The sequence below is a fragment of the Porticoccus sp. W117 genome, assembly GCF_030341905.1.
Taxonomy (GTDB): Bacteria; Pseudomonadota; Gammaproteobacteria; order Pseudomonadales; family Porticoccaceae; genus SCSIO-12696.
The window spans coordinates 20,084-46,885 of sequence record NZ_JATAAF010000022.1 but is presented as its reverse complement, the minus strand read 5'-3'; the positions used below and the strand labels follow the sequence as shown (position 1 = coordinate 46,885).

The window sequence follows — 26,802 nt, the reverse complement described above, 5'->3', positions numbered from 1 at the left end:
GAGCCCCCCTCAGCAAGGCAAAAAGTGCGTAAATATCGAGTTATTTACGCAAAATTTGGAGAAAACGAGCACCTGAATTTTTGAATTGCAGAAACTGGCACTGCATTATCAATTAATCAGATGTTCCTTAAACACAAAGTACATCTGATAGCTCTTGATGCCAGAGATGTAAATTCATTTATATTCTTATTTTCTACAGCCTGGAGTAATCTCTGCCACGCGCTAGCAATTTCGTATTTAGAGTCTGAAAATACATTAGCACTAAAGGTGCATAGAATAAGTATCAACAAGTAAATTCTCATTTTCTTGAAAGTTCCATCAGTGACCATTAACGAATGCACAGGGCAGGCGCAGCTTGCTGACCTTATAGTAACTATCGGGGGAGCGTTTCAAACAATCCCAATATCTCTTTTGCATAGAAAAATATCCCTTCCGTTCCTACAGACGCACCTTATGTAGTGCTCTTTAAACCAGCTTCCATAGCCTGAATCACATCAACACCCTTGTCGAGCCAGAGGAGAGGCTAATACAATAAATTACCAATATGGCAAAAAATGTCATTCACATTGGATAAAAATGCTAATATTATGTACGCCAAGTTAAGAACAGCCGGGCCATATTAAGCCCCCAGCAGCGACACAAAACAGAATATGAACCAAAACGCTGTACACAACATCATTATCGCCGCTGAGATCGTTATCGGATCTCGGCGGGATGGTTTACGGTTCGGATAAGGCGCACCAGCCGACGAACAGTAAAACCCCGCTATGATCTAGCGGGGTTTTTTTTGGCTTTAAAAAAGGTAAAGCAATGACCGGCTCAGAACTGATATTAAAGGTGCTGGAAAAGCACGAAGTGAAAAGGGTATTTGGTTACCCCGGTGGTGCCATTATGCCGTTGTACGATGCGCTCTACGACAGTCCGGTGGAACACCATTTGTTCCGCCACGAGCAGGGGGCCGGGTTTGCCGCCGTTGGCTATGCCCGCGCTACTGGCAAGGTGGGCGTGTGCTTTGCCACTTCTGGCCCCGGCGCCACTAACCTGATTACTTCCCTGGCGGATGCCATGCTGGATTCTGTGCCCATTGTCGCCATTACCGGCCAGGTGGCCACCAATGTGCAGGGCACCGACGCCTTTCAGGAGGCGGATGTATTGGGCTTGTCCTTGGCAGTCACCAAGCACAGTTATCTGGTCAAAGACGCCAGTGAATTGGAGTCAGCACTGCAAGACGCCTTTGCGGTTGCCCAGGATGGTCGCCCTGGGCCTGTGGTGGTGGATATTTCCAAAGACGTTCAGCTGGCAGAAATCGATATGGCTGCGCTTGTGCAGCCTGTTGAGAAGCCAGTTGAGAAAGAACGGCCAACAGCGGTTGATAGCGAAGCGGTTGTTGCCGCTCGCCATTTGCTGGCTGAGGCAAAACAGCCGATTCTGTACGTAGGCGGCGGTGCCGGCATGGCGGATGCGGTTGCCGAGCTGCGGGCCTTCCAGAACGCTACTGATATTCCCGCCGTTTCCACGCTGAAAGGTCTGGGCACACTCGACCCGGAGAATAAGAACAGCCTTCATCTGTTGGGTATGCACGGCAATCGCGCGGCCAACCTTGCGGTACATGAATGCGATTTGCTTATCGCTGTGGGTGCCCGTTTTGATGATCGGGTAACCGGTAAACTGGATACCTTTGCCCCGGATGCGAAGGTGATTCACCTGGATGTAGACCGCGCCGAAACCAATAAGCTGCGTCGGGCCAATGTGGCTATTCACGATGATCTAAAAGCGGTGTTGCCACAACTGCATCTGGCGTTGGATATCGAACCCTGGCGCGAGCATTGCCAACGTTTGAAAACCGCTTACGCCTGGCGTTACGACTTCGACAAGGAAGGTATTTATGCCCCGGCAGTGCTGAAAAAACTCAGCGACCGCATGCCGAAAAATTCAGTGGTTTGTTGCGATGTGGGCCAGCACCAAATGTGGGTTGCCCAGCACATGATGTTTGACGACCCCAAAAACCACCTCACCAGCGGTGGCCTGGGCACCATGGGTTTTGGTTTGCCGGTGGCGATTGGGGCAAAGTTCTCTCGCCCTGAAGACTTTGTGGTGGCGGTGTCCGGCGATGGCTCATTTATGATGAATGTGCAGGAGCTGCAAACCATCAAGCGCTACCAGGTGCCGGTGAAAATTTTGCTGATCGACAATCAGCGCCTTGGCATGGTGCGCCAGTGGCAGCAGTTGTTTTTTGAATCCCGTTACAGTGAAACCAATCTTTCCGATAATCCGGATTTTGTCGCGTTGGCGGCGGTGTTTGGCATCCCTGGACGCACTATTACACTGGGTTCGGAAGTGGACGCTGCTCTCGAAGAATTTATTCAAACGGATGGGCCTTATATGCTGCACGTGTGCATCAATGCCGACGACAATGTCTGGCCGCTGGTTCCTCCCGGTAAATCCAATAAAGACATGTTGGAGGAGGTGTAATGGACTTTTCAGATTGCTCAGAGCACAAGCTGCAAATAACTTGCAACAACGAATTCGCCGCTTTGGAACGCCTGTTGCGGATCGTGCGTTTCCGCGGTTTTTCCGTAACCGACCTGCACGCGCAATTAAACAACAGTGGCCAATTTGATATTTTGCTTACTGTCGAAAGCGAGCGGCCAGTGTCCCTGTTGGAAAACCAGTTGCGCAAAAACTACGACGTCACCCGTGTGCAGGTACTGCCGCAAGCGGTATCTCAAAGCCAAGGAATCAGCGCATGAGCAATCACAACCCCGAGAGCTGCAAACCCCTGGGTAACACCGATGGGCAATTGAGCGCTGCTGAATACCTGCGCCAGATTCTGCTGGCCCCGGTGGGTGAGGTGGCGGTGGTCACGCCGCTGTCGGATATGCCGCGCCTGTCGACGCGCCTGCAAAACACCGTGTCCATAAAGCGCGAAGACCGCCAACCGGTGCACTCCTACAAGTTGCGCGGTGCTTACAACAAACTGGTGAATCTGTCTGCAGAACAAAAAGCCGCTGGTGTGGTAGCGGCTTCCGCAGGCAACCACGCTCAGGGGGTGGTGTATTCCGCTCGCCGCCTGGGTATCGATGCCACCATTGTGATGCCGGAAACCACCCCGGAAATTAAAGTGGAAGCAGTGCGCGCCCTGGGTGGCAACGTGGTGCTGCACGGCGCCGCATTTGACGACGCCGGTGCCGAAGCCCGCCGGCTGTCGGAAGAAAAAGGCTGGACCATGATTCCACCCTTTGACGATCCGGACGTTATCGCCGGGCAGGGCACCTTGGCAAAAGAGCTGCTACAACAAAACCCTGAGCTGGATACTGTATTTGTGCCCGTGGGTGGCGGTGGCCTGTTGGCTGGTGTGGCGGTGTACCTGAAGCAAATGCGCCCGGATATCAAAATCGTTGGCGTGGAATCCGATGGCTCCGCCTGTTTTGCTGCAGCGCTGGAAGCGGGCAAGCTGGTGGATCTGGAACACGTGGGTGTGTTTGCCGACGGCGTTGCGGTTAAGCGTATGGGGGAAGAAACTTATCGGCTGGCCAAAGAGTACACGGACGAAGTGGTTCAGGTGGATGTGGACCAACTGTGTGCGGCGATCAAGGATATTTTTGAAGACACCCGCGCCATTGCCGAACCGGCGGGTGCTGTGGCTTTGGCCGGGCTGAAAAAACACCAGCAGATGCACGGCTACAGCGGCCGCAACTTGGCGGCCATTCTGAGTGGTTCCAATCTCAACTTTCACACCCTGCGCTATATTTCCGAACGCTGCGAATTGGGTGAGCGTCGTGAGGCTTTGTTGGCGGTAAAAATCCCCGAACGCAAAGGTAGCTTCCGCCAGTTTTGCGGTGCCATGGGTGGCCGTGCCATCACCGAATTCAACTATCGCTATGTGCCCGATGCGGAAGCCCACATTTTTGTTGGCGTACAACTGCAAGACGCCGACCGGGAACTGCCCGCTCTCAAGCAGGAGTTGGAATCCCAGGATTATTGGGTAGACGATTACTCCGACAACGAATTGGCCAAATTGCATGTGCGCTACATGATGGGCGGTTCGCCCAAAGGCCTGCAAAACGAGCGCTTATACAACTTTGAAGTGCCGGAGAGCCCTGGCTCCCTGATGCGCTTTTTGGAAGTACTGGGGGACAAATGGAATATATCCCTGTTCCATTTCCGCAACCATGGTGCTTCAGTGGGGCAGGCACTGGCGGGCATTGAAGTGCCCGATGAGGAAATGGGCGAATTTATCGAGCACCTGGAACGCCTGGGCTATATCTACACCGATGAAAGCAATAACCCGGCTTATGGCATGTTTTTGGCGAGCCGGCAGTAAATGCCTTCAATGAGATTGGTTAAAGCGGAAGGAGAGGCCAGCTGGCAGCAAGCCTCGACAATACTGTTTGAGGTGGTCAAACGCATGGATGCAAAAAACCGCAGCTTTTGGACGGCTGAGCAGGTTTCAGTGTCGTCTCTTCGTGAGGCTTACGAATTGTCGCAACTGTACTGGTTGCAGTTGGATGATGAGCTTGCGGGGCTGGTGTTTCTGATGGACATGGATACCTACTATTGGCCAGAAAAGACGGATCGAACCAGCCTGTTTTTTCACAAACTGGCCATCCGCCCCGCTTATACCGGGCTGGGTTTAGGGGCAGCTGCTCTGGCTGAAATCCGCCAATTTGCCCGCCGCAATGGCTATGCCCATGTGCGCCTGGACTGCCGGGATAGAGAACCCCTGCATCAATTTTATGCCGGCAATGGGTTCTCGCTGGTGGATGTTAAGCCATTGGGTGGGCGCAAGGTCGCCCGCTATGAACTGCCGGTAAATCATCCGCAGGTAGTGAAGAACCCATAACTGACCATCACTCTGATTCCTTCAATAACTACACTGCTGCTTGGGATAACCCCCCAAACTGTCATTGCGAGCGCAGCGACGCAATCTAGAGTCTTGCAAGATGTTGATTGTCTAACAAAAGCCACTGGATCGCCACGCTGCGCTCGCGATGACGATTTTCCAAGTTTCGTTGCCACCCATTTTGCTGTAAACCTTGTTTGGAAGTAGTGTTCGGCGACTCAGAACCGAACCAGTACACAAGAGTCTATCGGTACTTCATAATGCGTTAGCAATTCATAGGAGAGGGGTAAATATGAAACGTTTTACGACCGTTGTAACAGGGCTGCTGGTATTGGGTGTGGTCAGTACCGGGGCTGCCTCAAAATCAAACAAGGCAGTGACTGAAGAGGTTATTGCCAAACAACGAGAGGCGCTGGCCAGCAATACCGCCGGTGCGGGTTTTGGCCCCCAGTCACCACGTGACATAGAGTCCGTTGCCGGCGTTAATAAGCGCCTGTTCAGCCCGGCCCCTGCTTATACGGAAATGAACCTCTGCAATATTCATTTCCACAAAGGTGCAGAGCATAAGGGCGGCGAATTTACCCGTTACGCAGGTAATGGCGATGGCAAAGGATATGGCAGTGGCTACGAATACACCGGGCAACTGAGTGCTGCTGAGCGCAAACCTTTAAAAGACGCCGTGTGCAAAGGGGTTCACAGCAGTTTGCAGTCTGGGGATACCATTGAGGTTCACTACGTTCACTCTACTGCCCAAGTAAAACCGGGCCCAACCCTGGGTGCTTGTTTGAGCGAGTCTATTGGCAATCCCCAGTTACGGGTTGAAGCTCAGGTGTTTGTTCTGGTGAACGACAAAAGTGCCCTGGATTTTGGCCAGCTTACCCAACACGGCGAACGTGATGGTTATCAGCAAGCCCTGAATATTCCCGCCAATACCGGCGAGCCCGTTCAGTACGAGGGTTCCACCACCGGGCCAGGCTACAATGAAAAAGGTTCTCCCTTCCAGGTTTCCTGGAGTGTGCGCCCCAAGGTGGCCAAGCTATCTATTCAGTCGGTAGGGGAGTGGTGCAAAAGCAATATATATAACGAAGACCATGCTCACGGCGTGCGAAATCTGGTGATTAACCCGGATTTGCTGTCTGAAATTGCCCCCTGAACACTCATTCAGCTGCCGTTGGTAACCGCAACGGCAGCTCTTCCCCAACTTGTGCGTCACAGCACAAAGTTTCCCCAATATCCCCGCTAGACTCGCCCTATAGGTTGGAAAACCGCCCTGTGACGGAGTTTTGAGACACAGTTCTCGTTGCCGCTGCTTGTTACAAGAGCCTGTTGCACCCTGGCCTCGGTTTTCCGGCGAATAATAACTAATTTGAAAAATCTGGGGCCGTCGAGCGTTAGCTATGAACAAACTACACAGATTACTGACAGCCACGCTGGCGGGATTGTGCCTGTCTGCCGTTGCCGAAGAAGCACCTACTGAAGCCAGCGCAGAGCCTTTGGTCGAAGAACAGGCTGCTGTTGAAACATCCGTATCCGAACCCCAAAGCGTCGCCGACCTCACCCAAAGCGTTCAGGAACTGAACCGGGACTTGCTGATTCTCGAAGAGGAATTATTGTTCCCCACTCACACTCAATTGGCGGTGTTTGTGTCCATGGACGTGGGCCATTACTTTCGCCTGGACTCCGTAAAACTGAAGATCGACGACGACATGGTGGCCAGCTATCTGTATACGGATCAGCAAGCCGAGGCGCTTTATCAGGGGGGCGTGCAGCGCCTTTATCTGGGCAATATCAAATCCGGCGACCACGAAGTCAGTGCTTTCTTTACCGGTGAGGGGCCCAATGGCCGCGCTTACAAACGCGGCGCGACCCTGACCCTCAACAAGGGCACCGACGCCAAACAACTGGAGCTGAAAATCACCGATTCCAGCGCCAAACAGCAACCGGAATTTGAAATTCGCGAGTGGTAATCCGGTTATGGCCCACCGTGACTGCACATTGCTGACTTTACGCACCATCGCCAAACGGGCTATCCCCTGGTTGGCGTTTTTGGTTTTTCCAGCAATGGCAGCAAAAACTGAAAAACCTTCCACCGTACAACCTTCTACCGTACAAGATCTGCGCTACGGCACCGCCCTCTACCACTACTTCCAACAGGACTACCAAGCCGCATTAACCGAGTTGCTGATCGCCGAGGAGCGTGGTGGTATCCAGAACCACGGCGATGCTGGTGAGTTGATGCGCGGCGGCCTCAATCTGGCACTGGATATGGAACCTCAGGCCAGCGCCGTGTTTGAGCGCCTGATTGGCAGCGATACTCCGGAGCCGGTGCGTAACGCTGCCTGGTTCTACCTGGGCAAACTGCGTTATCAGCAGGGTGACTGGCAAGGCGCCAGCCAAAGCCTGCAGCGCGTTAACGGCGATCTGCCCAAAGCCATGGCGGATGAGCTGCAATCCCTCACTATCAACCTGGCCATCAAGCAGCAGGACTACATCAACGCCGAGCAGTTGTTTGGCCAGCAGACCGAGCTGACGCCCTGGCTGCCTTACATCTACTACAACCTGGGCACTGCTCATGTGCGCGAGGGCAATCGCGAGCTCGGTGTTGGCTATCTGGATGCTCTGGCGGATCTTGAGCTGGACAGCGAAGAACACCGTTCCCTGCGGGATAAAGCCCTGGCCGCTTCCGGTTACAGCATGATGCTGGCGGAGAATTACCAGGGCGCCATGGATCGCTTTATTCAGGTGCGCCTGCACAGCCCATTGATTCAGCGAGCGCTGCTGGGCTACGGCTGGGCGGCTATGGAGCTGGAACAGTACCCTATGGCTTTGTCTGCCTGGCAAAAGCTGGGTGAGCACTCCGACTTTGACGCCAGCGTTCAAGAAGCATTGCTGGCCATCCCCCACGTTTACGAAAAACTGGAAGCCCCAGGGCAGGCGCTGGAAGCCTATCTGGACGCGGAAAACAGCTACACCGACCAGCTGGTGGAGGTGGAGCAGATCGCCGATGACCTCACCAGCGAACAGTTGTTGGCGGCACTTGAACTGGTGGACAGTGAAGATCACAGTTCCCTGGATCTTCAACGTTTGGCGGATTTCCTCAGCCTGCAGCCCCTGCAAAATCGCGCTGTGGATGTGCACCGGCTGCTGGATATGCAAGACCGGCTTGAGCAGTGGCAGAGCAAACTGGATATCTTTCAGCACCTGCTGGATCAGCGCCGCCAGGCCCGCGGTGACAAGCTGCAAACCATCGAACAGCGCCAGTTCCCGGTGCAGTTGCAACAGATGATGGCCCACGGGGATCAGCGCGCCGCTGAGCTGCAGCGCATTATCGACAACAACGATGCCATGGCATTGGTGGATGATGACACCAAGGACTTGTGGCAGCGAGTGGAACGTTCACAGCAACATTTGCAGGTTCTGACAGCTGCAGGTGAACTGTCTGCTCAGGAACAGGACGAATACCGGGAAATATTGCGCCGCAGCCGTGGCCTGCTGAAATGGCGCGCCATGGAGCAGTACCCCGACAATCTGTGGCAGCGCAAAAAAGCCCTGCGACAATTTGAAAACCAGCTGCTGACGGCGGTGGAAAATTTCCGTCATTTGCAGGATGTGATTGAACAGGCGCCGGATATTGCCCCTTACCAGGCGCGTCTCGACGCCTTGCAACAGCGTTTGCAGGGTCGGCAGACAGCGGTTGCTGCTGCTCTCAATCAGGCGGAGGGTGAATTCCGTGTGGCGGTGCTGGACGAACTGCAGCGCCAGCGTCAGCGCCTTCGCTACTACCAGTCCCAGGCGCGTCTGGCGCTGGCGCGGCTCTATGACAGTGGTAGTCAAACAGCTGAGGTGGCGCCATGAAGCACTTGCTGCCTCTATGCTCGCTGTTGCTTCTGCTCAGTGGTTGCAGCTGGATGGGCTTTGGCGATAAAAAAGCGCCGCCACCTCCGACACTGGCAGAGCTGAAACCGGCGGAGCTGCCTGCAGTGGATCGTGAATTGCCCAAGCCCACCCTTGGGGACATTGTCGGCCATTACAAATCCGCCCTGGAAATTGCCGAAGAGCCAGAAACCCGCCGCAAGATCGAACGCCGTTTGGCGGGTCTGGAAATGCTGCAGAGTGAGCAGCGTCAGGTAGATGGTGCGGATGTCGGCCCCTACTATCAGGGTGCTGTGGATCTGTACCAGGGGCTGTTGGAAAACCACCCGGATCACGAAGGCAACGACCGGCTGCTCTACCAGTTGGCGAAAGCCTACGAGTTAGACGGCAAGGTCGATCAAGCCATGACCGAGCTAAATCGCCTGGTTAACGATTACCCGCAGTCAGCATTCTACGGCGAAGCGCAATTTCGCCGCGCAGAATTGTTGTTTAGCAAGGGTAATTATCGGGGCGCCGCACAGGCTTACCAGGCAGTGATCGATCATCAGCAGGGTAGCGACAGCGCCTTCTACCGCAACGCTCTGTACATGCACGGTTGGTCGCAATTCAAACGCAACCGCTATCGCGATTCGCTGGATTCCTTTGCCAAAGTGTTGGACGGCCTGATTCCCAATGCTGGCGATCTGGAAAACTTGCCCCGCTCAAAACGGGATATTGCCGACGACAGCCTGCGGGTGATGAGCCTGGTGTTCTCCTATCTGGATGGTGCCAAAACCATTGCGGAAGTCGCTGCCGAGCAGGGCGAGCGTCACTACCAGCACCTTCTTTATCAACAGTTGGGTGACCTTTATCTGGATAAGGAACGCTATCAGGACAGTGCCGATACGTTTTTGGCGTTTGTTAAAACCTACCCCGGCCACGATCGGGCGCCGTTGTTTAATGTGAAAACCATCGACGTGTACGGCAAGGGCAACTTTCCCTTGTTGGTGCTGGATGCCAAGCGCAACTTTGTCAGTAACTACGGTATTAACAGCGATTTCTGGCAGCGCAAGAGTGAACCTGTGCGCGATACCTTGCGGCCTCACTTGCACAGTTACCTCACCGAGCTGGCCAAGTATCAGCACGCCGAAGCCCAGGCGCAACAAAAACAGCTGAACGACACTTCCCTTGAAAGTAAGAAAGCCAAGAAAAAGCCCAGCCAGGATCAAGTACAAATAGCATTTTTGGCGGCAGCGGATTACTACAGCCAATTTATTGCCACCTTCCCGGATGATAAAGCCACGCCGGGCATGGTATTTCTGATGGCGGAAAGCCTGTACGAAGGCAACGACTTACCTGCCGCCATCCATGCCTACGAGCAGGTGGCTTATGACTACCTCAGCAAAGACAAAGGCGCCGAGGCAGGATATTCCGCCATTCTCGCCTACGACCAATACCTGACGGCGGCCGCTCTTGATGCAGAGCAGGGCCAGGAGTGGCAGTACCGTAAAATCGACAGTGCCCAGCGTTTTGCCAACCATTACGCCAATGACAAGCGGGCGGTGCCGGTGCTCACCAAATCCGCCGAACAGTTGCTGGCATTAAAAGATTATCCCCGCGCTATTGAAACTGCTCGTCAGGTCACCGATTGGCAGCCAGCGCCCCAGGCCGATTTAATGCGCACTGGCTGGTTGGTACAGGGCCACAGTCAGTTTGAACTGCAACAGTTTGAACAGGCGGAGCTGGCTTATCGCGGCGCATTGACGTTAATGGCAGGCAAGCAGCACAAGCAGGCGCGTCAACAAACCACCGAGCGTTTGGCGGCCACTGTATTTAAACGTGGCGAACAGTTGCTGGCGGCACAAGATAAAGCCGGTGCCGTGGAACAGCTGCTGCGTATTCAGGCCATTTCTCCCGGTTCGGAAATTGCCATTAAAGGTCAGTACGATGCCGCGGCCTACCTGATGGATCTGGCGCAGTGGCAGCAGGCGGAAAACGTATTGGTGGCATTTCGCCGTAATCACAGCAAGCACAAACTGGCGGCCACTATTCCCGCCAAGCTGACGGTGGTTTATCAGGAACAGGAAAAATGGCAACCGGCAGCGGAATCACTGTTGGCTATGGCTGCAGGCAGCGACGACCCGGAAGTGAAAAGGGAGTCCCAATACCTGGCCGCAGAAATGTACGAAAAAGCCAAAAACTGGCAAAAAGCCATCGAGCATTTTCGCGATTACGCTCACAGCTATCCAGAGCCCTTTGCCGTGGTTACCGAAGCCCGCTACAAAATGAGCGAACTGTACGTAACAACCAAAGAGCCACAAAAACGCCGTTTCTGGCTGCGCAAGTTAATCGATGGTCATAAGCAGGTAGGCCACAAGGCGAAAGAGGGCGCTGAGCGCTCCAAATACCTGGCGGCATTTTCTGCCAACGTATTGGCAGACGACCAGTATCAAGTGTTTGAAACCATCGCTTTGAAATTGCCCCTGAAAAAAAGTCTGAAGAAAAAACGCGCTGCCATGGAGAAAACCATTGCCGCCTATCAGGAGGTGCTGGATTACAGCGTGCAGGAGTTTGCCACTCAGGCCAGCTTCCGACTGGGTTCGGTTTATGCGCGCCTGAGCAGCGACCTCATGAATTCCCAGCGCCCCAAAAAGCTCAGCGAACTTGAGTTGGAACAGTACGAATTACTGCTGGAAGAACAGGCTTATCCCTTTGAAGAAACCGCCATTGATATTCACCAGCGCAACGCCCAACGCAGTTGGCAGGGCATTTACGATCAATGGGTAAAACAGAGTTTTAACGCACTCGCAGAGCTGATGCCGGGTCGTTACCAAAAACCGGAAAAGACGGTGGAGGTGAGTCGTGATATTTATTAAACAAACCCTCCAGAAGCTCGCCATTACTCCGTTGTTTGGGATGCTTTTTATGAGCGGCTGTGGGTCGTTGCCATTAATTGGCGAAAAAACGCCGTCAGAAGAACCGGAACAGGCTGTGGCAAGTAGTGAACAGGTGGTTGAGCAACCTGCAGAAGTGCTGCCGCCAAACCCCTATTTGCAGAGCCGAAAATCAGTTCCCACTGCGGCCCAAAAACGCTTTGCCACGGCGTTGGAATTTATGGATTCAGGTGAATGGCAGAAGGCGGAACAACCGCTGTTGCAAATCACCATTGATTATCCGCAGCTTTCCGGTGCTCACTTGAATTTGGGGATTTGCTACCGCCAGTTGGGCAAGGAGCAACTGGCACAGGATTACTTTACCGAGAGCATTCGCGTAAACCCCAGTAACCTCAGCGCCTATAACTTGCTGGCACTGGTAAAACGGGAGCAGGGCGCATTTGCCGAGGCCAAAGCGCTCTATGAAAAAGCCCTGGCGGTGTGGCCCTACCACCCTGAGAGCCACTACAACCTGGGGGTGCTCAACGAACTTTATCTGGGGGATTTGCAAAGCGCCAGCCATCACTTTGGCCAATATCAGAAATTGCTTCCAGAGCCGGATAAACGCGTGGCCGGTTGGATAAAAGATTTGCAGCGGCGCATTAATGCGTTGGCGGAAAACAAGGTGGCACCATGAGTATGTTCTCGATTTTGTCATTGCGAGGAGCGCAGCGACGCGGCAATCCAGCGACTTTAAATGCAAAGACACTGGATCGCCGCGCTGCGCTCGCGATGACATTTTCCAAAATAAAGTCGGTGGTAATTTTGTTGATTTTCTGTAGCTCAGCAATCGCTGCTGAACAGGAGGAAAAGCAAAAACCGCAAAAGAAAACAGCAAAAGCTGACTCCGCCATCGTCACCCTGCAATCCACCATTACCGGTAACCGGGAACAGCCCAAGGTGCTTTATATCGTGCCATGGCAGGCCCCTGACGGCCCGGAATCCTTGCGCCAGGGTTTTCAGAGTGACCTGGATGAATTATTCCAGCCGGTAGAACGCAATGAATTTTTGCGCCAGCTAAAGAACCGCGGCGTGCCGTTGACGACTGCGCCACAAAAAGACAAATAGCCGCTGCCAGCACCTTGAAAACTGTTAGGCAGTTCACGGTTATTTGCCCGTCAAATGGGCATTGTTAGCTCTGAATGAACCGGTAAAACCGATAATAAATACCGGTGAACAACGAATTAGAAATCTATTTACACAGCCTACGGTCAAACTCAAAGGGTGAACCTATGGAATTCCTCAATACGATGCTGCGCTTCTTTCAGCAGGGCGGCCACTTTATGTACCCCATCGCCATTGCTCTGGTGTTTGGCCTGGCCATTGTTTTGGAACGCTGGTTGTTCCTGACTCGCACCACGTCAGCCAACCGCCGCGCTTTTGAGCGCATGCTGCCGATGCTGCGCAAAAAAGATTTTCTTGGCGCCCAACAGCTGGTGGCCAACAACAAGGTGCCCATCTGCCGCATTGTGGCTTCTGGCATTTCCCGCATGTCACAAACTCCCCGTCGCAATGAAATTGAAGCGGCTATGGAAGAGGGCATGATGGAAACCCTGCCACGCCTGGAAAAGCGCACTCAGTACCTGGCGACCCTGGCCAATATCGCCACCTTGCTTGGCCTGTTGGGTACCATTATTGGCTTGATCGCTGCCTTTACCGCAGTGGCTAATGCCGACCCCACTGAGAAAGCCACATTGCTGTCCCAAAGTATTTCTGTGGCCATGAACACCACCGCCTTTGGTTTGATGGCGGCTATTCCTCTGCTGCTGGCGCACTCCATGCTGCAAACCAAAACCACCGAAATTATCGACAGCCTGGATATGGCTACGGTGAAGTGTCTGAATTTGCTGTCTGGCGAAAGCAAGGCACAAGCGCGCACTCGCAGCAACGACCCGGCAACCAGCTCCAACAAGTCAAATAATGGTGGCAACGCGGCTCCGGCCCCTGCCTGATCACTGTCAACAGCCACGACTTTCCACTAAGGGGATTTGACTGATGCAGCGAGGCCGACGCCACAGCCGCCGGGGTTTTCAGGAAGCAGAACTGGATATTACGTCCTTTATGAACCTGATGATTATTCTGGTTCCGGTTCTGCTGATGAGCATGGTGTTTTCTCATATCACGGTGCTGGATTTGAAGCTGCCGGATATGGCCCAACCCGGTTCCAACAGCGATGAAAAGAAGCAGTTGGAACTGGTAATTCGCGATACCCATATCGACGTTAATTACCCGCAGGGAATTACCCTCAAACGCATCGAAAATACCGAAGAAGGCCACGACTTCAAGCTGCTCTCCAGTGTGCTTCAGGAGGTCAAACGCCAGCTGCGTGACAAAGAAATCGAAAAACGCGACATTCTGATTCTTTCCGAGCCTGACACCAGCTATCAGGCCATTGTCAGTGCCATGGATACTTCCCGTTCCTTTACCACGGTGGTAGCCGCTTCTGCTGTACAGGCAGAACTGTTCCCGGAAATTTCGCTCGGTGATGCACCAGCGTTACCTACTAATAAAAATACGGTAGCAGCCGCTGGGGGTGTTCAATGAAACAGTCCATGCGCGCCAAACGCTTATCCCGACACCACAAGCGGATGAATAAAACTTCCAAACTGAACCTGGTGTCGTTGATGGATATTTTTACCATTCTGGTGTTTTTCCTGTTGGTGAACTCTTCCGATGTGGAAGTGTTACAAAACAACAAGGAAATCAAATTGCCGGAATCCATCGCCGAACAGAAGCCGGAACTGAACCTGGTGGTGATGGTAAACAACAGCGACCTGATGGTGTCCGGTCGGCCATTGGCGAAGGTAGAAGACATTCTCAGTGCCACCGCCACGGAAGATGATCAAATCGCTGTGTTGCGGGATGAGTTGAAGTACCAGATTGAACGTCGACCACAATTGACCGAGCTGGAGAAAAAACGCGGTCGCGCTGTGACCATTATGGGGGATCAGTCGGTGCCCTATAAATTACTCAAGCGAGTGATGGTGACTTGCGCCGCCAACGAATACCGTCATATTTCTCTGGCGGTAAGCCAGGTGCCTGTTGATTCTTCTGCCGAGCCCTCTGTTGAGCCGGGCGCAGAAGTCAAAGACTCAGTGGCAGGGCGCTAATTATGACGGCGGCCATGAGCGTTCACTCCCATTCCCCTAACCTGCAACTGGCCTGGTCTGGCTGTTTTGATATCGACTACGATTTCAAACGCATCCTGCGAGTTTTTCTGATCGCTTTTGCGGTTATTGCCATTGCCGTGCCTTTTATTCCAGTACCGGAAATTCCCCGTGCGGAGCAGGAAATTTTGCCGCCACAATTGGCGCAAGTGGTGTTGGAAGAACAGAAACTGCCGGAACCGAAAAAAGAGCCGCCCAAGCCGAAGCCAAAACCCAAACCGAAAAAGCCGGAAGTTCAGAAAAAGCCTGAGCCCAAACCAGAGCCTAAACAAAAGCCAAAACCCGAGCCGGTTAACCGCCTGGAAGATGCCCGCAAAGTGGCGTCGCAAAGTGGCTTGCTGCAATTTCAAGACGACCTGGCAGCGCTGCGAGACAATCTGGATATGGCGCAGCTGAACCAGAACAATCTTAGCCGTGGTGTGTCTGCTGCTACGGAAGTGAAGCGTTCGGTGATCAACTCTGGCGCTGCTGGCACCAGCGGCGGCATCAATACCGCCAACCTGAGCACCGATGTGGGTGGCGCTGCGCTGTCTGGCCGTGAAACCACCAAAGTACAGAGTACCGCCCAGCAGGGGGTTGCCAACGGCAAACGCGCTGCCCGCAACAGCCGTGGTGTGGCCGGGCGCAGCGATCAGGAAATCCGCCGGGTGATGGATCAGAACAAAGGCGCTATCTTTGCCATTTACAACCGTGCTTTGCGCAAGGCGCCGGAGCTGGAAGGCAAGGTTACCGTCAAACTGGTGATTGAGCCCAGTGGCAAGATTTCCAGCGCGACCTTGGTCAGCAGCGAGCTCAATGACAAGAGCCTGGAGCGCAAACTGCTGGCGCGCATTCGGCTGATTGCCTTTAAAGCCGCATCCGTAGCTCGCACCACCTTGAACTACTCGTTCGACTTCTTGCCGCAGTAGTACTTCTCTCGATGCAGTGAATTTGTAGGGTGGATTAGCCGTAGGCGTAATCCACCATATGTCGCATTTATCGGTGGATTACACTTCGTTAATCCACCCTACGGTGACATCCCGCTATACTTATCTATACCCACCTATCGGAACCCGCCGTTATATGGATGTTTCCACCTCCAAGAAAAAAGACGATAAGTCAGTGCGTAAAAAGCGCTGGCGGTTACCTATCGCCTTCAAATTGGGTGTCAGTATCAGTCTGTTATTGGTGTTGGGTATGGCTGCCTTGGCCTGGGGGATGCTCGCTTACCAACAGCGCGCCAATTACCAGCAAGCGGAGGAATTTGGCGATGTTATTGCCGGGCAGCTGGCGGCGAGTGTCACAGAACCCTTGTTCGCCGGCGGGCAGTTGGAACTGGATGTGCTGCTTAATAATGTCACCCTCAACAAGCGCATTATGGGGGCGGCTATTTTTGATCATGAATACCAATTATTGGCCAGTTCCGGTGTTTTACCGCGCCCCAGTCTGATTGATTTTGACAGCCCCGGTCAGCGTTTGGAGTTGGCGGATTTTGATGACGATGCCGCGTTCCCCACCATGATTTTCAAACGCGCTCTGCTTCGCATAAGCCCGGTGGTGTATCGGGAAGCTACCGGTGGCTATGTGGTGGTGGCATTGCCGGAGGCTTCCACTGAAGCGGCTTATAAACAGGCGGTGCAGGCAGTTGTCGTGATTGCGGTGTTGCTGTGTTGCACCATTATTCCCCTCGCATTGGTGATGGGTAAGCGTATGTCGCGGCCCATTCAGCGCCTGGTAGAGGCCACCGAGGCCATTGGCAGTGGTGGCGTTTACAGTATTGCCGACCGCCGCAGTGACGAAATTGGCGAACTCATTGAAGCTATCAACAATATGGGCAGCCACCTGCTGCACAAATCCGAGGTGGAAAACCGCCTGGAAATGTTGCTGTCGAAAGGCGTGGCCCGCAAGGTCATCAAGAATCTGGATACCGTCAGCATCGGCGGTGAGCACGTCAATGCCACTGTGCTGTTTGCCGATATTGTGGGCTTTACCAGTATCTCTGAAAAACTGACCCCGCAGCAGGTGAGCGAGTTTCTCAACGAATTCTTCAGTTACCTCAACCGCTGCTGCCGCTTCTTTTTTGGCTCTATCGACAAATACATTGGCGACTGCATTATGGTGCTTTTTGGCGCACACGAGCCCGATGAAAACCAGCAATACAACGCCATTGCCTGTGCGGTGGTGATGCAGCGGTTTCTCGCCGGGCTCAACAAGCAGCGCCAGCGTCAGGGCAAATTTCCGGTGAATCTGCGTATTGGTATTAATAGTGGCGATATGGTGGCCGGAATGATCGGTTCACCGGAGCGCATGGAATATACAGTGGTGGGGGATGCCGTGAATCTGGCGTCACGGCTTTGTGCCGAGGCAGACGGTGGCCAGATTATTCTTGAAGAGTCTCTATACCAGTCAATCAGCGAAAAACATCGCCTGGATGTTGAAGAGAAAAAAATAATCAACGTGCGGGGCAAAAGCGAGCCGGTTCACATCTATAATGTCCGGGGTGTTAATTTCAAACGACGGCAATTGGTGGAAGATCTGTTGGACGATATGGTAAATCACGGAGCCAAACTGTGATTCGCGTGCTTGCTGGCCTGTTGGCCAGTTTGTTGCTGTGTTCCTGTAGCAGCACATTGCTGCTTAATGAAGCGGATGTGCCCGCACGCCTGGAACAACTGATCGCCGATCAACAATATCGTCGAACCCTCACGGTTATCGACAGTATCAAACCCCAGTCCGCACTGTATGAACAGTTGCAACAGTTACGCCAGGATGTGGTGGTGGATATGGAGAGTTACGACAGCGACGTCGTCACCCAATCAGCGGCCATGCAAAAAAACAATCAATGGCAGCAGGCCAAAGAACTTCTGGAGGATGCGCTGCCGCGGTTGCCCAAAGACAGCCGCAGCCAGGCGGCCTACCAGGCGTTTTTGCAAGAGCGCAGTGCATATATCAGCGATCAGGAACTAAAGCTGAACCTGTTGCTGGGTGAGCGCATGGTGGAGGAGGGCGAGTATCGCCAAAATATCCAGCAGGCGGATCCCACATCCTGGTCTGCCAACTGGGCCTGGAAGCGCTATCAGGGGCGCCGCGACGATGTGGCGGAATACCTGGCTAGTCAAGGGCTGGCTGCACTGGATGACAACGATTACGGCAATGCCAAAAAATACCTCAAACTTGCCCAACAACTGAAACCCGATAACAACGTTAAATCGGCGTTGAATAAAATCAACGAAGAGCTGGATCAGCGTTGGAGCAAATACCTGCACAAACGCGAGCAGGAATACAATGGCGTGGTGGCCCAATACCGCAAAGCCATCAACAGTAAGGCATTCCCGCTCGCACAACAGTTGTTGGCGAAACTGCAGGAACTCAACCCCAAAGACAACGCCAACAAAGAACGGCAGCAAAAGCTGGATAGCGCTATCGACGCGGAAATTGCCAGCGCCATTGCCCGCGGTGAAGCCGCTTATTCCGACGGCGACGTCAAGCTGGCACTGCGTATCTGGCGCACGGCCAGCGACCTGTCGCCGCAACACCCGGACTTGTTGCAACACATCAGCCGGGCGGAGAAGTTTCTGGAGAACTACGAGTCGTTGAAGTGAGCGTGCTTTGGGTCGCACGTCTGACGTCGCACGCTAAAACCAAGCACTTCGTCATCCCCGCGTAGGCGGGGATCCATGTATCTGACGAAGTAGCCAGATGGATTCCCGCCTTCGCGGGAATGACAAAACCTCCTAGTCTTTAGCGTACGACGTCAGGCGTGCGACCACTAAAAATTACGCTACAATACCCGCTTTTTGCGACCCTCTGCATTTATGGAAGCTCGCCCACATTTTACCTTCGCCTTGCTTCATCCCCGCTATTGGCTCACCTGGTTGTGGCTGACACTGTGGCGCCTGCTGGTTGTGTTGTTGCCATTCCGGGTTCAGCTTTTTCTGGGGCGGAGTTTGGGCTGGTTGTTGGCGAGGGCGGTGCCCCGGCGGCGCAATATCGCTGCCCGCAATCTGGAAATCTGCTTTCCCGAATTGGATGAGGCGCAAAGAGCCGAGTTGCTGCGCAAGCACTTTCACAGTGTTGGCATCGCCACTTTTGAAACTGGCATTGCCTGGTGGTGGCCCAACTGGCGTTTTCAGCGCTTGTTGCACTTCACTGGCCTGGAGCATTTTGATCAGTTGGATGGCCGCGGTGTTTTGTTGATGGCACTGCACTTTACCAACCTGGAAATCGGCGCCTCCGCCATGTCTACCCAGGTGTGTATGGACGGTATGTACCGCCCCAATAACAACCCTGTATTTGATTATGTACAGCGCCGTGGCCGCGAGCGCCGGGTTGCCGGTGGTCGTGTTTACCCGCGACGGGATGTGCGCGGTGTTCTGAGGGCATTAAAAGAGGGGCGTATTCTGTGGTATGCGCCGGATCAGGATTACGGCCCCCAGCAAAGTATTTTTGCGCCTTTATTTGGCCAGCAGGCGGCCACAGTGGTGGCCACTGGTCGGCTGGCTGGCAAAAGCGGCGCTGCGGTAATGCCTTTTACCCACTATCGCCGCGCCGACGGCAAGGGCTACGATATTCATATTTATCCGCCCCTGGAAAATTTCCCCACAGGTGATGATCTGGCGGACACCAGCCACATAAATAGCCTGGTGGAGGACTATATTCGCCAGTGTCCGGATCAGTATCTGTGGGTTCATCGGCGCTTTAAAACTCGCCCGGAAGGCGAATCTCCATTGTATTTCTAGTGGGCGGCTCTTGAGCCCCCGCGCGGCGACCAGTACCATAGCCCTCTTTTTTGCTCTCCCTAGGATATCTAGGGTCTGTTGACGTTTCGTATCCGCCACTGTTGGCGGTTGAAAAGGCGCCCATCTAGGCGCGAGGAGAGTGGTTTGGTCATTCCAAATGAGCGACGAGCAACAACGAGGGGCGCCTTTTCAGCCCCAACCCCTTTTATTAAAACGTATGGGGCTGAGGCTATTTTTGCGCTCCACTGCGTTGGAAAAAGTTGGTGTAGAGTAACTACACGTCACTTTTTCCGTCTTGTTGAGCGCAAAAATCGCTCTCAGCAGAGGTGGATATGAAACGTCAACAGACCCTTATCACCGGTAGTATTGTCGCTTTGGTTACCCCCTTGTTGCCCACCTCAAACGACGTGGACTGGGACGGACTGAAACGGCTGGTGGACTGGCATATCGAAGCCGGCACCGATGCCATTGTGGCCGTGGGTACCAGCGGTGAATCATCGACCCTGAGCATGGACGAGCACAAGCAGGTGATCAAAGCGGTGGTAGATCACTCTGCTGGCCGTATTCCAATCATTGCCGGCACTGGCGCCAATTCCACTCACGAGGCGCTGGAGTTGACCTCCCAAGCCAAAGAGGCCGGTGCTGATGCCTGCCTGCTGGTAACTCCCTACTACAACAAGCCCACTCAGGAAGGCCTGTTCCAGCATTTCAAAACAATTGCCGACAGTGTGGACATCCCCCAGATTCTCTACAACGTGCCGGGCCGCACCGCCTGCGACCTGCTGCCGGAAACCGTGCTGCGTCTCGCCGAAGTGGAAAACATTGTCGGTATCAAGGAGGCCACCGGTGATTTGGATCGGGCGCGCCAACTGATCGATAGCTGCCCGCAGGGTTTTGCCATTTACTCCGGCGATGACATGACCGCCGCTGAATTGATTTTAATGGGTGGCCACGGTGACATTTCTGTAACAGCCAATGTGGCTCCGGAATTGATGGCGCAACTGTGTCGGGTTGCCCTGGAAGGGGATGCTGAACAGGCTCGTACCCTCAACGCCAGGTTGGATGCCTTGCACAATGCCATGTTTGTGGAGTCCAACCCGATTCCGGTGAAGTGGGCACTGTTGGAAATGGGGCGCATCCCCGCAGGCATTCGCCTGCCCTTGACGGTGCTGTCCGCAGAGCAGCAGCCGGTGGTTCGGGCCGAATTACAAAAACTGGGGCTGGTATAGCCGCAGCGTCGCTTTGGAGAATAATAACTTGTTACACAGAAACTCCCTGTTAAGCAGGACTCTTATCGCTTTCGGCTTGCTTGGCCTTTCTGGTTGCAGCCTGTTTGGCGACACTTTTCGCGACCGCAGCAATGACTACCAATTGGCAGAAGAAGTGGCGGATATCAATGTGCCCGCCAGCAGCGTAGATGGCGCTATCGCCGAGCTGTACCCCATTCCTGCTATCCCCGACGATTCCATCATTCCTGGAGAATTTCGGGTGCCCAGGCCTCAGCGGGCTTCTCTTGCCGCCTTTGAAAAGCAAGTGAAGATTCAGTCCCTGTCCGGCAAAAGTTGGGTATTGGTGCAGGCCAGCCCGGATCGGGTATGGCCGGAAATTCGCAATGTATTGACCCGCAACGGCATTCTGGTGGAGTCCCTGAACGCCAAAGAGGGGCAAATCGATACCGTGTGGGTTAACTACAAGGAAGATGAAGACTACTCTCACCGCTATCGTCTGAAAGTAGAGCCCGGCGTGCAGTTCAATACTACCGAAGTCAGCGTGCTGCACAACAGTGCCCCCAAAGGTGATGAGCGGGTTACCGATTGGCAGCCACAATCCAGCGACACGGCCAAGGAAAAGGAATTGCAGAAACTGGTGGCCGAGGCCCTTGCCGGAGACATTGGCAACAGCTCTGTGTCGTTGTTGGCACAGACCATTGGTGGCGAAGCCAAGGTGGAAGTGCACAGCGCCAGCGGCGAGCAGCCCTATGTGCTGATCAAACTGGATTTCCCACGCTCCTGGGGGTCAGTGGCTTACTCGCTGGAAGATCGCGATGGCAGTGGTGCTTTTGCCATCATCGACCAGGATCGCAGCGCGGGCATTTTTTACGTGCGTCACAAAGAACTGGACGAAAAAGGTGGCTGGTTCAGCGGCTGGTTCAGCTCTGGTGATGACAAGGAAATTCGCCGAGTGGACTACCACGTAACCACCACCCAGGTTGAGCGGGGTGTGGAAGTGCGAATTGCCAATCCCGATGGCACGCTTCTCGAACCCAATGAGGCGCTGCGGTTGCTCAAAGAGATTCGCGGTAACCTTTCTTAAACTTTGGCTTTGAAATTTGCTTCTCTGGGCAGCGGTAGCCAGGGCAATGCCACTCTGGTGGAAGCCGCTGATACCTGCCTGCTGGTGGATTGCGGTTTCTCCATGCGGGAAACTGTGCGACGTCTCGATCAGCTACAGCGCAGCCCCGATCAACTGAGCGCCATTGTGGTGACCCACGAGCATGGTGACCATATCAAAGGGGTCATGCCCCTGGCGCGCAAATACCAATTGCCTGTATACCTGACTGCTGGCACCGCCAAAGCGGTTGTCGAGCGCAGCCAGCAGGTGGACATTCGCATTGTGCGTGACGCCGAACCCTTCACTATCGGTGCCCTGCGAGTACAGCCAGTGGCGGTGCCCCACGATGCCAGGGAACCGGTGCAGTACCTGTTCTACCACGGCAACCTGTGCCTGGGGGTGCTTACCGACCTGGGCTCCGTTACTCCCTATGTGACTCAATGCTACCAGCACTGCGATGGTTTGTTGTTGGAGTGCAATCACGACCTGCAAATGCTGGCCAGCGGGCCCTATCCGGCATCGCTCAAACAGCGTGTCAGTGGTCCCTGGGGTCATCTCAACAATCACCAGAGTGCCGACTTGCTGAGCCAGCTTGAATGCAGTCGTTTACAGCATCTGGTGCTGGGGCATATCAGCCTGCAGAATAACTGCCTGGAACGGGTGCGCGAGGCGGTTACACCGCAGCTGAGTGGCGTTGGCCAGGTTCATTACGCCTGTCAGGACGAAGGCTTTGGCTGGCTGCAATTGTAGCTTGCGTTTCAGGGTTGAATCAGGCTGTTAAGAGGGGGTTGTAAGTTATTGATTTTTCGTTATTGTCCACAAGTCAATATTGGTCGGTTAATTTTTTGTAAAAAACCTTGTCAAGTTTACTTTGGAGCTATAAAAACTCGATAAGCATTTGAAAATAAAAGGATTAAAGGGCTGTTTAAAAAGTGGCCAATTTGTTGACGCCCACCGAAATACGGGCTTTTGCGGCACTTACAAAAAAGTTGCTAACAGACTTATCCACAGGATGTGTGAGTAACTGAAAATGACCCGCGAAAATATTGTCAACAGATAGGCTTTGACGACGTTGTCGCAAAATATCAAATGCACCCTTGTGGCTGCTTTATTGATCCCTGAAAATACCCGGCGTTTTACGTATCAGAACATGGAGCTTTATATGAAAACCCTGAACAAGAAATCCTTGGTTTCAGCCTTTGCTGTAGTCGGCCTTACCACCACTATCGTGGCCTGCACCACCGTTAACCCCTACACCGGTGAACAGCAAACCAGCAAGGCGGCCAGCGGTGCTGGTATTGGCGCCATTGCCGGCGCTGTTGTGGGTGCCATCGCTGACGATGGTGATCGCAAAAAGGGCGCACTGCGCGGTGCTGCTGCAGGCGCTTTGCTGGGAGGCGGTATTGGCTACTACATGGATGTGCAGGAAAAGCACTTGCGTGACCGTCTGGCGGGCACTGGTGTACAGGTACAACGTGAAGGCGACAATATCCGCCTGGTGATGCCCAGCAACATCACCTTTGGTGTCGATCGCCACGATGTGCGCTCCGAATTCTACCCGACTCTGGAGTCTGTCTCTCTGGTGATCGATGAGTTCGATCAAACCAATGTGCGTGTTTACGGCCACACAGACTCCACAGGTTCCGATGCTCACAACCAGACTTTGAGCGAGCAGCGTGCGTCCAGTGTTGGCCAGTTCCTGCAGGCACAGGGTGTTACCGGTAGCCGCATCTCTACCTTTGGCTACGGCGAAAAATACCCGGTAGCCAGCAACAGCAGTGCCGAGGGCCGTCAGCTAAACCGTCGTGTGGAGCTGGAGCTGCAACCACTGGATCAGCAGTAGTTGAAAATCCCCTGTGCGCTCAGCGCCGCCCCCGGTTTTGAAGTCAGGGGTCAGGCGCTGGCAGCAGAACTGGGGCTGGAGCTGGTACGCTGGCCCGTCCACAAGCCGCCACAGAACTCGCCTGTCGAGTCAACGGCGGCTTTTTTGTGCCTGTTGATAGTGGATGAGCACGGTTTGGGTTTGCAATTAACCGGGCCCGACGCCCCTGGTACAGTGCGTTGTGACTTTGTGTCTGGTGCCGCTGCCCACCGACGCCAGTATGGCGGCGGCCGCAAGCAGGATATCTCCCGCGCCATAGGGTTGGACAAACGCCGCGATTTGCAGGTTTTGGATATGACCGCTGGCCTGGGTCGCGATGCCTTTGTACTCGCCACCCTGGGGGCTCAGATGACGTTGTTGGAACGCAACCCGATCGTGCATGCCTTGTTGGCGGATGGCTTGCAACGGGCCTCTGAGGCCGCTGATTCAGAGGTGCGTGATATTGCGGCTCGCATGGAATTATTACAGCAGGATGCATTGGTAACGGACATGTCCACACTGGCTGCACAGGCAGATGTGGTTTACCTGGATCCTATGTTCCCCGGTCGACAAAAATCCGCCAAGGTAAAAAAAGAGATGCAGGCTTTCCATGTGCTGGTGGGTGACGATCCGGATGCCGACCAACTGCTGCCCATGGCCATGGAGGTAGCGCGCTACCGGGTGGTGGTAAAACGCCCGGCCAAGGCTCCGTATTTAAACGATTGCCAGCCAAGCGTCAGCTTGACGGGCAAATCCACCCGCTACGATATTTACAGCAAGCAGAAGCTGGGTTAGGTCATTTGCCCCTGCCGGGGCTTTGTACGTGCAATATATAAGCGCTGTGTGGCTATGTTTTTTTCAACGCAAAATAATTGCCGCCCAAAATCATTACCACACCCAGGAATGCCGTTGCTGTCCATTGATAACCTTCAAACAGGGTGGATAAGCCAAGTGCTACCAGCGGAATTAACAAGGCGCTGTAGGCGGCTCGTTCCGGGCCGATGCGTTGGATAAGCAGCAGGTAGCAACAGAAGGCGATAACGGTACCAAACACCACCAGGAAACCCATGGATGCCAGGTAAGGGAATGTCCATTCCATGGTAAATGGCTTGCCCATTACCAAGGCTGCCAGCAGCATCAGTACTGTGCCGTAAGCCATGCTCCAGGTATTGGTTTGCACCACCGGCAAACCCTGTTGGCCATTGCGGGCGGCGGCGATGTTACCCAGTGAGGCAACCACGGGCGCGCCGATACCAAACAGCAAACCGATAATGGCAGAACGGCTCCATTGGGACTGTTCTATCTCCGGGTAATAAATCAGCGCAACCCCCAGAAAGCCGACTATCGCACCAATCAGTACGCGCAACTCAAATGGACGCTTTAACAGCAGTCGCCCGTTGATAATGTTCAAAAAGATAATGGTGGTGAACATCACTGCCACAATGCCGCTGGTGATGTGTTCTTCCGCCAGGTAGACAAACCAGTAGTTAATAGCGAACAGGCAGGAGCCCTGGTAGAACAGGTAGGGGTGGTGGTGGCGCTCGATGCGCAGGCTCAAATTCTTGTAACGACACCAGGCCAACAACAGCAGTACCGCCAGGGCAAAACGGTATACCAGGGAAATCAATGGGTCTACCACACCAAGCTGGAAGGTGATGCCAAAAAAGGTAGAACCCCAGATCAGCACTACGGCTATGTATAGAAACAGGTTGTTCAATGTGACACCGGGTTTTTATTGTCATCGCGAGCGCAGCGCGGCGATCTCGTGATTTTGACACGTTGTAGATGGAGATCGCCGCGCTACGCTCGCGATGACGGTGGATATAAAACTACAAAAACAGCTTGCCCAAGATCCGTTCATAGATGGCACTGAGTGTATCCAGGTCATCAGCGTTAACCTGTTCATCCACTTGGTGAATGGTGGCATTCACCGGGCCCAGCTCCACCACCTGAGTGCCCAATGGCGCGATAAAGCGGCCGTCGGAGGTGCCACCAGCGGTAGACAGCTCTGTGCTGATACCAGTCACTTCTTTAATACCTGCAACCGCCGCCTCAACCAGTTCACCCGTGGCGGTAAGGAATGGCTGGCCACTGAGGTTCCAGTCCAGTTCGTAACTGAAGTCGTGCCTGTTGAGGATAGCCTCAGTGCGCTGTTGCAATTGTTGCGCGGTTACCTCGGTGGAAAAACGGAAATTGAATACCACTTCAAGTTCGCCGGGAATCACATTGGTGGCACCGGTGCCGCCATTAATGTTGCTGATTTGAAAACTGGTAGCGGGGAAAAAATCGTTGCCATTGTCCCACTGCTCCACAGTCAGTTCTGCCAGCGCCGGTGCTGCTCTATGAATGGGGTTGTCCGCCAGGTGAGGGTAGGCCACATGGCCCTGAACACCTTTGACGGTCAATACAGCGCCTAGTGAACCGCGGCGACCGTTCTTGATCACGTCGCCCACCTGTTGAGTGCTGGACGGTTCACCCACCAGACACATGTCCGGAGTAATACCCTGCTGCTGAAGCCACTCCACTACCTTGACGGTACCATTCACCGCCGGACCTTCTTCGTCACTGGTAATCAGAAAAGCAATGCGGCCATTGTGCTCAGGGTGAACAGCGATAAAGCGTTCCACCGCCGTCACCATGGCTGCCAGGGAGCCTTTCATATCCGCTGCACCGCGCCCGTGTAGCACGCCGTCTTTCACCGCAGGCTCGAACGGCGGGTTTTGCCACTGTTCTTCTGGCCCACTGGGCACCACATCTGTATGACCGGCAAAACAGAGAATGGGGGCATTGGGGTTATCACAGCCATTGCGCTCCGCCCAGAAGTTTTCCACATCGCCGAAAGGTAAAGAGGTAACCGAAAAACCAAGTGCTTCCAGGCGCTCGATCATTAAGTCCTGGCAGCCGACATCTTCGGGAGTGACAGAACGACGGGCAATCAGCTCGCAGGCCAGTTGCAGGGTGGGGGATAAGTTGGTATCGAGCATGGTGTCTATGAAGTTGATGAGCAAAGGCGGGAGTGTAACAGTTCAAAGCGCAGTCGCGGAGCTAGACTTTTGATTGGATATGCGACAGTGTTTATGCACATATCTCTCTGTGG

The 26,802-nt window shown here is 54.0% G+C and carries 24 protein-coding genes; 22 read left to right on the top strand and 2 right to left on the bottom strand.

Annotated elements, in window-relative coordinates; translation table 11 throughout:
• Window positions 1–810 precede the first annotated feature (810 nt).
• The 22 genes from ilvG to QSV34_RS12790 all read left to right on the top strand — a co-directional run bounded on the left by ilvG (window position 811) and on the right by QSV34_RS12790 (window position 24,500).
• Window positions 811–2,472, top strand: a complete 1,662-nt coding sequence (gene ilvG / locus QSV34_RS12895; protein ID WP_289155342.1) for an acetolactate synthase 2 catalytic subunit — start codon at window positions 811–813, stop codon at window positions 2,470–2,472.
• Complete coding sequence (gene ilvM / locus QSV34_RS12890; RefSeq protein ID WP_289155340.1) at window positions 2,472–2,750, top strand: acetolactate synthase 2 small subunit; 279 nt, start codon at window positions 2,472–2,474, stop codon at window positions 2,748–2,750. Before ilvG ends, ilvM begins: the two co-directional genes overlap by 1 nt.
• The gene (gene ilvA, locus QSV34_RS12885; RefSeq protein ID WP_289155338.1) at window positions 2,747–4,324 is read left to right on the top strand and encodes a threonine ammonia-lyase, biosynthetic; all 1,578 of its coding nucleotides are present in this window, start codon (window positions 2,747–2,749) and stop codon (window positions 4,322–4,324) included. The genes ilvM and ilvA overlap by 4 nt, the downstream gene beginning before the upstream one ends.
• A complete protein-coding gene (locus QSV34_RS12880) occupies window positions 4,325–4,843 on the top strand; it encodes a GNAT family N-acetyltransferase (protein ID WP_289155337.1) in 519 nt (172 codons plus the stop codon).
• 292 nt (window positions 4,844–5,135) lie between these two features.
• Window positions 5,136–5,996 carry a delta-class carbonic anhydrase gene (locus tag QSV34_RS12875; RefSeq protein WP_289155335.1) on the top strand — a complete coding sequence of 287 codons (861 nt, stop codon included), beginning with the start codon at window positions 5,136–5,138 and terminating at the stop codon, window positions 5,994–5,996.
• A 244-nt stretch (window positions 5,997–6,240) separates the two neighbouring features.
• Window positions 6,241–6,810 carry an AraC family transcriptional regulator gene (locus QSV34_RS12870; RefSeq protein ID WP_289155333.1) on the top strand — a complete coding sequence of 190 codons (570 nt, stop codon included), beginning with the start codon at window positions 6,241–6,243 and terminating at the stop codon, window positions 6,808–6,810.
• Between the two features lie 7 nt (window positions 6,811–6,817).
• Window positions 6,818–8,698 (top strand): coiled-coil domain-containing protein, encoded by a 1,881-nt coding sequence (locus tag QSV34_RS12865; RefSeq protein WP_289155332.1) that lies wholly within the window; start codon window positions 6,818–6,820, stop codon window positions 8,696–8,698.
• Entirely contained in the window at window positions 8,695–11,571 is a 2,877-nt protein-coding gene (locus QSV34_RS12860; protein ID WP_289155330.1) for a tetratricopeptide repeat protein, read from the top strand. The genes QSV34_RS12865 and QSV34_RS12860 overlap by 4 nt, the downstream gene beginning before the upstream one ends.
• Window positions 11,558–12,265 carry a tetratricopeptide repeat protein gene (locus QSV34_RS12855; protein WP_289155328.1) on the top strand — a complete coding sequence of 236 codons (708 nt, stop codon included), beginning with the start codon at window positions 11,558–11,560 and terminating at the stop codon, window positions 12,263–12,265. Before QSV34_RS12860 ends, QSV34_RS12855 begins: the two co-directional genes overlap by 14 nt.
• A gap of 95 nt (window positions 12,266–12,360) precedes the next feature.
• Complete coding sequence (locus QSV34_RS12850) at window positions 12,361–12,696, top strand: hypothetical protein (protein WP_289155326.1); 336 nt, start codon at window positions 12,361–12,363, stop codon at window positions 12,694–12,696.
• 164 nt (window positions 12,697–12,860) lie between these two features.
• Complete coding sequence (locus tag QSV34_RS12845) at window positions 12,861–13,580, top strand: MotA/TolQ/ExbB proton channel family protein (RefSeq protein ID WP_289155324.1); 720 nt, start codon at window positions 12,861–12,863, stop codon at window positions 13,578–13,580.
• 43 nt (window positions 13,581–13,623) lie between these two features.
• Complete coding sequence (locus tag QSV34_RS12840) at window positions 13,624–14,172, top strand: ExbD/TolR family protein (RefSeq protein ID WP_289155323.1); 549 nt, start codon at window positions 13,624–13,626, stop codon at window positions 14,170–14,172.
• A complete protein-coding gene (locus tag QSV34_RS12835; RefSeq protein ID WP_289155321.1) occupies window positions 14,169–14,738 on the top strand; it encodes an ExbD/TolR family protein in 570 nt (189 codons plus the stop codon). Before QSV34_RS12840 ends, QSV34_RS12835 begins: the two co-directional genes overlap by 4 nt.
• A gap of 14 nt (window positions 14,739–14,752) precedes the next feature.
• Window positions 14,753–15,703 carry an AgmX/PglI C-terminal domain-containing protein gene (locus QSV34_RS12830; protein ID WP_289155319.1) on the top strand — a complete coding sequence of 317 codons (951 nt, stop codon included), beginning with the start codon at window positions 14,753–14,755 and terminating at the stop codon, window positions 15,701–15,703.
• A gap of 58 nt (window positions 15,704–15,761) precedes the next feature.
• On the top strand, window positions 15,762–17,348 hold the full coding sequence (locus QSV34_RS12825) for an adenylate/guanylate cyclase domain-containing protein (RefSeq protein WP_289155317.1): 1,587 nt from the start codon (window positions 15,762–15,764) through the stop codon (window positions 17,346–17,348).
• Window positions 17,345–18,376 carry a hypothetical protein gene (locus tag QSV34_RS12820; protein WP_289155315.1) on the top strand — a complete coding sequence of 344 codons (1,032 nt, stop codon included), beginning with the start codon at window positions 17,345–17,347 and terminating at the stop codon, window positions 18,374–18,376. The genes QSV34_RS12825 and QSV34_RS12820 overlap by 4 nt, the downstream gene beginning before the upstream one ends.
• A 213-nt stretch (window positions 18,377–18,589) precedes the next feature.
• Window positions 18,590–19,513 carry an LpxL/LpxP family Kdo(2)-lipid IV(A) lauroyl/palmitoleoyl acyltransferase gene (gene lpxL, locus QSV34_RS12815; protein ID WP_289155313.1) on the top strand — a complete coding sequence of 308 codons (924 nt, stop codon included), beginning with the start codon at window positions 18,590–18,592 and terminating at the stop codon, window positions 19,511–19,513.
• A 332-nt stretch (window positions 19,514–19,845) separates the two neighbouring features.
• Entirely contained in the window at window positions 19,846–20,742 is an 897-nt protein-coding gene (dapA, locus tag QSV34_RS12810) for a 4-hydroxy-tetrahydrodipicolinate synthase (protein WP_289155311.1), read from the top strand.
• Window positions 20,743–20,770: 28 nt separating this feature from the next.
• The gene (locus tag QSV34_RS12805; protein WP_289155309.1) at window positions 20,771–21,826 is read left to right on the top strand and encodes an NlpB/DapX family lipoprotein; all 1,056 of its coding nucleotides are present in this window, start codon (window positions 20,771–20,773) and stop codon (window positions 21,824–21,826) included.
• 9 nt (window positions 21,827–21,835) lie between these two features.
• Window positions 21,836–22,594: an MBL fold metallo-hydrolase gene (locus tag QSV34_RS12800; protein ID WP_289155308.1), complete on the top strand. Its 759-nt coding sequence runs from the start codon at window positions 21,836–21,838 to the stop codon at window positions 22,592–22,594.
• Between the two features lie 412 nt (window positions 22,595–23,006).
• The gene (locus QSV34_RS12795) at window positions 23,007–23,687 is read left to right on the top strand and encodes a YiaD family glycine zipper/OmpA-like lipoprotein (protein WP_289155307.1); all 681 of its coding nucleotides are present in this window, start codon (window positions 23,007–23,009) and stop codon (window positions 23,685–23,687) included.
• Complete coding sequence (locus QSV34_RS12790) at window positions 23,688–24,500, top strand: class I SAM-dependent methyltransferase (RefSeq protein ID WP_289155306.1); 813 nt, start codon at window positions 23,688–23,690, stop codon at window positions 24,498–24,500.
• A 52-nt stretch (window positions 24,501–24,552) separates the two neighbouring features.
• Here QSV34_RS12790 and QSV34_RS12785 read toward each other — a convergent pair whose 3' ends face one another.
• Both QSV34_RS12785 and dapE read right to left on the bottom strand, forming a co-directional pair.
• Entirely contained in the window at window positions 24,553–25,422 is an 870-nt protein-coding gene (locus QSV34_RS12785; protein ID WP_289155305.1) for a DMT family transporter, read from the bottom strand.
• A gap of 112 nt (window positions 25,423–25,534) precedes the next feature.
• Window positions 25,535–26,689 (bottom strand): succinyl-diaminopimelate desuccinylase, encoded by a 1,155-nt coding sequence (dapE, locus tag QSV34_RS12780; RefSeq protein WP_289155304.1) that lies wholly within the window; start codon window positions 26,687–26,689, stop codon window positions 25,535–25,537.
• Window positions 26,690–26,802: the final 113 nt, after the last annotated feature.